Raw genomic sequence first — 5,139 nt, 5'->3', positions numbered from 1 at the left:
CTCCTTCTCCGCCATTGGCCCCTTGGTCAAGCGGTTAAGACACCGCCCTTTCACGGCGGTAACACGGGTTCGAATCCCGTAGGGGTCATACTAAAACGCAGTAAATGTGAACATCACATTTATTGCGTTTTTTTTGTTAGAGTGAAAGATAGCTAATAAATAAAGCGAAATTTTACGGTTTATATAGAATAGTATCTACTATAGTACATACTATTATTCTTTTTAATTGAATTTTCAGGTAATATAGTAATGAACGATAAATAGAGGGGGATAAGGATGAGCCATAACTTGAAATGGATAGACAATCAACAATTTCATTTACAGGAAAACATAGAGCGATTAGAACATGCACTACAAAGTTTTACAGTGGAACAGGTTAATCGTGTGGAACGATTTCATCGTACATATGAAGGTTTTAAACAGACACCTTTACGTAGTTTAGATTTTTTAGCATCCCATATAGGGGTCAATAAAATTTTCATAAAGGATGAGTCATTTCGATTTGGCTTAAATGCATTTAAGGTTTTAGGTGGTATTTATGCAATAGGCCAGTATGTTGCTAAATTGCTAGGTAAAAATATTGATGAACTGTCATTCGAACAATTAAAGTCGCCTGAAGTGAAAGCACAACTAGGCGATTTAACATTTATTTCAACAACAGATGGCAATCATGGACGAGGGGTTGCATGGGCTGCTAGAGAACTTGGCTGTAACGCGCGTATTTATATGCCTGCTGGCAGCGCGGAAGAGCGTTTGCAAAATATTAAGAACGAAGGGGCATACGCAGAAATCACGACAATGAATTATGATGATACCGTGCGTTATACGTCACAGCTTGCAGATAGCAATGGCTGGGTTATTATACAGGATACGATGTGGGAAGGATACGAAGAAATTCCTTTATGGATTATGCAAGGCTATACAACATTAGCAAAAGAAATAGTCGACCAATTAGAAGAAGCACCGACACATGTATTTTTACAGGCAGGAGTAGGTTCATTTGCTGGAGCAATCATCGCTATTCTCCAACAATTTTATGGACGAAAGATAACATTTGTGTTGGTAGAGCCAGATGTAGCGAACTGCTTTTATGAGAGCTTTAAACTTGGCACTGACCATTTTGTTACTGTCGGTGGAGAGATGCAAACAATTATGGCAGGGCTAGCGTGTGGAGAGCCAAATCCTTTGGCTTGGGATATTTTAAAGGCGTATACGAAAGTAAGTATTTGCTGTGATGAAACGATAGCTGCAACGGGCATGCGTGTGTTAGCAAATCCACTTGGTTCGGATCATCGAATTGTTGCAGGAGAATCAGGTGCAGCACCGTTCGGATGTTTTTATGAGTTAATGACGAATGAGGATTATGCAGAATTAAAGGCGACATTACAGCTAAATGCACAATCAACTATACTATTTGTGAATACAGAGGGAGACACGGACGTAGAAAACTATCGAAATATTGTGTGGCATGGTAAGTATGCAAAATAGTACAAGTGAGCATCTCTGGTATATTGAGATGCTTTTTTTATATTAATGCTTGCAATTTATTTTTACATCTCGCTTTTAGTAGAATTCAAATAAACGTGTTTACAAGATGTAGATTTAATTTTAAAATTCACTGAATTTTATAGTGGATTAGGAGGTTTAATGGAAATTAGAAATACTATCTTATTTTTATCAATATTTCTAATAGGATGCAGTTCTCATGAAGCTAGCTTAGTTTCTATATCATTTTCTTCTAATGCATGTGAACAAAACAGGGGTATTTGTACAGCATAAAATAACATGACTAAAGAGGTGATAAAAGTGAGTAAAAACATAAAATACCAATGGCGGATAACGAAATATAATCCTGACTTCCGAAATAATGAGGGGCATTACACGAAGGAGGTGGAATGGACAAGTCCATCTCACATTGGGAAGACAATCGATGGTGAAACCTTTACAGTAGAAAAATATATAGAGGTCGAAACTGCCTATATTGCTACAATCATGAAGTTTTTACATGTCAATGATATAAAATCATTAACAATGATTAACACGACTTATATTGATGTAGGGTTAGATTCTGCTTTGTATAACCAATTGTATGATGAAAAATTTGACAATCTTCACTTAAAAGATGATCAAGAGGTAACGATTGATCAAATTCCTCTCATTGCAAAAATGGTGTTACGGGGTTTTCTATTTTGTCATTTCATCGCTGCAGATTTTTTTGTCCATTTTGGAGATGACTATTATATGTTTATTGGAACAAATCATTATCAAGAGGAACCATTACAATTTACTCGGGAAAATCATTTATTTGTAGAAGAAATGGTTTCTCCATTTTATATTCGTGAAGAGAACATCGAAAGAATGATGATGTGGACGTTAATTCATGAAGATACCGTAGTAGGTGAGGAAATATTAACGGACATTTCACTAGAGGAATATAGGGAAATATTAGGTCTTTCAAATATTCATCCAGTTGTCGGGGTCTTTCCAATTACAGCGAGTAACCAACCATTTTTTCAAAAAAAATTAAAACATAAAATGGATATGTATAAGTATCAATATTATCTCAGTGCGGGGGATTAAGCTAACTGTACATGTTGATAAGAGCTGTGGCGAGTAGGAAAGTGGTCACAGCTCTTTTTATTTTAGACTTATTTAAATAGCCCTTGACCTTAACGCTGCGTAAAGGTTTACAGTATAAATATGGAGGTGAGAGCAATGGAATATACGATTCAGCAATTTGCCAAATTATCTGGGGTAAGTACGAGAACGTTACGATATTATGATGAAATTAATCTGCTAAAACCAGCAAGAACGAACGAGGCAGGCTATCGCTTTTATGGTCAACATGAAGTCGATATGCTTCAGCAAATTTTATTTTATAGAGCACTAGATATGAAGCTAGAGATGATACACAACATTATTCACGCACCTGATTTTCAACATGCTGCTGCATTAAAAACACATCGAGATGCTTTACTACAACGAAAAAAACAGCTAGATCAATTATTAAAAACCGTAGACCAAACAATTCAATCGATTGAGGAGGAACGTCCAATGACGAACGAAGAGAAATTTGAGGGCTTTAAAGAGCAGCTAATTGAGGAAAATGAAAAGCAATATGGTAAAGAAATTCGTGCAAACTATGGTCAAGAAACGGTTGATGCATCGAATGCAAAGTTTAGAAACTTAACAGAGGAGCAGTATAATGCAATGCAACAATTAGAACAGCAATTATTTGAACGATTAAAAGAGGCAATGGCTATAGGCGATGTGAAAAGTGATGTCTCAATGGAAGTTGCAGAGCTTCATAAGCGTTGGCTGAACTTTTCATGGCCAAAATATTCGAAAGAAGCACATGCTGGTTTAGCACAAATGTATATAGCAGATGAACGTTTTACAGCTTATTACGATAATCATGTGTCTGTTGGTGCCACTCAATTTCTGCATGATGTAATTAGAGAATATACACAAAACTAAAGGATTCCTTCTCATACTGATGTTTTAGAAATAAGTATTTAGGAAAAAATGAAAGTATGAGGAGGAGATTTTCATGAAACAACAAATGATAGAAAAGTTTAAAAAACAATTACAGCAGGAATTACAGGAAATAGAGCAACAGCTAGAGGAATCAGAGCGTCCTCAGGCAACAGAGCTCTCCAATTATGATAATCATCCAGCTGATAATGCGAGTGATTTAACAGACCAGCTTACAGAGATGGCAATTGATGAGCACCGCAGTGATCATGCTGAGGAGATCAAAAATGCCTTGCAAGCTATTGAAGATGGAACATATGGCAAGTGTACGGAATGTGGTGAAGAAATTCCGCTAGGTCGCTTAGAAGCGATGCCGCATGCATTGACATGTGTTGAGCATGCGGAGCAACGAGAAGATCAAATACGACCAGTAGAAGAAGAGGTACTATCAGCATTACCAAAATCAGATGATTTCGAAGAACTTGAGGAATTTGGCTCGTCAGATACGCCATCAGATAAAATGTAAAAAATACGAGGATTTCTTCCTAATTATTCCCTTGACCAGTATAATGGCTGTATGGGGTGATGACATGGAAATAATTGATTTACATTGTGATGTATTATTAAAGTTAACGACGCTAGAAGCACCAAAATTTGCGGATGATGTACGATTACACGCAAGTAAAGAAAGATTACAATTAGGGCAAGTGAAGGCGCAGGTATTCGCTATTTTTATCGACCCTGCGACACCACAAAATATGCAATTTTTAGAGGTAATGCGTCAAATTGAAGCCTTCCATACACAAGTGTTACAAACTGAAGGCATGGTGCATATTACGCAATGGTCACAACTAAATACTTTAGCGCCTCATGAAATTGGTGCTATTTTAAGTTTAGAAGGCTGTAGTGCAATTGGTGAGGATATTACAAAGCTGTCGGCAATTTTGGATGCTGGTGTAATGTTGGTAGGACTCACATGGAATGAAGAGAATGGTGTAGCCTATGGCGCTGAGCAGGATGCTAGTCTTGGGTTAAAACCTTTCGGCAGAGAGGTTATTAATATGCTAAATGAGCGGGATATAATTATCGATGTATCTCATTTAAACGAGCAAGGATTCTGGGATTTGCTGCCATTGGCAAAGCATCTTGTTGCAAGCCATAGTAATGCACGTGCGATTTGCGACCACCCACGTAATTTAACAGATAAACAGGCAAAGGCACTTGTAGAGCATGGAGGTCATATACATTTAGTCTACTTCCCGCATTTTATTGGGGACAATGCAACAATGGATGATTTAATTGCGCATGTAAAACATCTAGCAACTATCGTTGGGATTGAGCATCTCGGAGTAGGTTCTGATTTTGACGGAATAGATGTTACAGTTAAAGGGCTCGCGCACGCAGGTGAGGCACAAAATTTATTAGAGCGTCTACGTGAGCATTTTACAGATGAAGAAGTTCGTGGGATAGCGCACAATAATTTTAGACAATATATAAAAAAAGCAGCAACCAAATAAGGTTGTTGCTTTTTATTTTTAAAAAATAAATATAGATGACTACTGCCGTTGATTTCCGCTACGGGCGGACGCTTTCCGCAGGCACAACGTAAGCCGCAACCCTCGCTAGCGCGCGGTTTGTTACGTCTTACGTTGTGTGCTGTTCCCG

The 5,139-nt window shown here is 37.6% G+C and carries 5 protein-coding genes and 1 tRNA gene; all 6 read left to right on the top strand.

Annotated elements, in window-relative coordinates; translation table 11 throughout:
* Positions 1–16: 16 nt before the first annotated feature.
* The 6 genes from ACIP9C_RS05600 (at position 17) to ACIP9C_RS05575 (ending at position 4,991) form a co-directional block, all read left to right on the top strand.
* A tRNA-Glu gene (locus tag ACIP9C_RS05600) sits at positions 17–88 on the top strand.
* Positions 89–276: 188 nt separating this feature from the next.
* Positions 277–1,488: a diaminopropionate ammonia-lyase gene (locus ACIP9C_RS05595; RefSeq protein WP_401009154.1), complete on the top strand. Its 1,212-nt coding sequence runs from the start codon at positions 277–279 to the stop codon at positions 1,486–1,488.
* Positions 1,489–1,806: 318 nt separating this feature from the next.
* Positions 1,807–2,580: a DUF7683 domain-containing protein gene (locus ACIP9C_RS05590; RefSeq protein WP_401009153.1), complete on the top strand. Its 774-nt coding sequence runs from the start codon at positions 1,807–1,809 to the stop codon at positions 2,578–2,580.
* Positions 2,581–2,715: 135 nt separating this feature from the next.
* Positions 2,716–3,477, top strand: coding sequence for a MerR family transcriptional regulator (locus ACIP9C_RS05585; protein WP_401009152.1), 762 nt, complete (start codon positions 2,716–2,718; stop codon positions 3,475–3,477).
* 73 nt (positions 3,478–3,550) lie between these two features.
* Positions 3,551–4,000 carry a TraR/DksA C4-type zinc finger protein gene (locus tag ACIP9C_RS05580; protein ID WP_401009151.1) on the top strand — a complete coding sequence of 150 codons (450 nt, stop codon included), beginning with the start codon at positions 3,551–3,553 and terminating at the stop codon, positions 3,998–4,000.
* A 64-nt stretch (positions 4,001–4,064) separates the two neighbouring features.
* Positions 4,065–4,991, top strand: coding sequence for a dipeptidase (locus ACIP9C_RS05575; protein ID WP_401009150.1), 927 nt, complete (start codon positions 4,065–4,067; stop codon positions 4,989–4,991).
* Positions 4,992–5,139 lie beyond the last annotated feature (148 nt).

The sequence above is a fragment of the Lysinibacillus sp. NPDC093210 genome (assembly GCF_044753985.1).
Taxonomy (GTDB): domain Bacteria; phylum Bacillota; class Bacilli; order Bacillales_A; family Planococcaceae; genus Lysinibacillus.
This window is presented reverse-complemented; position numbering and strand designations above follow the sequence as displayed.

Coding starts and splice junctions, on each gene's coding strand:
- ACIP9C_RS05595 (WP_401009154.1), top strand. CDS start 277: ATGAGCCATAACTTGAAATGGATAGACAATCAACAATTTCATTTACAG.
- ACIP9C_RS05585 (WP_401009152.1), top strand. CDS start 2,716: ATGGAATATACGATTCAGCAATTTGCCAAATTATCTGGGGTAAGTACG.
- ACIP9C_RS05580 (WP_401009151.1), top strand. CDS start 3,551: ATGAAACAACAAATGATAGAAAAGTTTAAAAAACAATTACAGCAGGAA.
- ACIP9C_RS05575 (WP_401009150.1), top strand. CDS start 4,065: ATGGAAATAATTGATTTACATTGTGATGTATTATTAAAGTTAACGACG.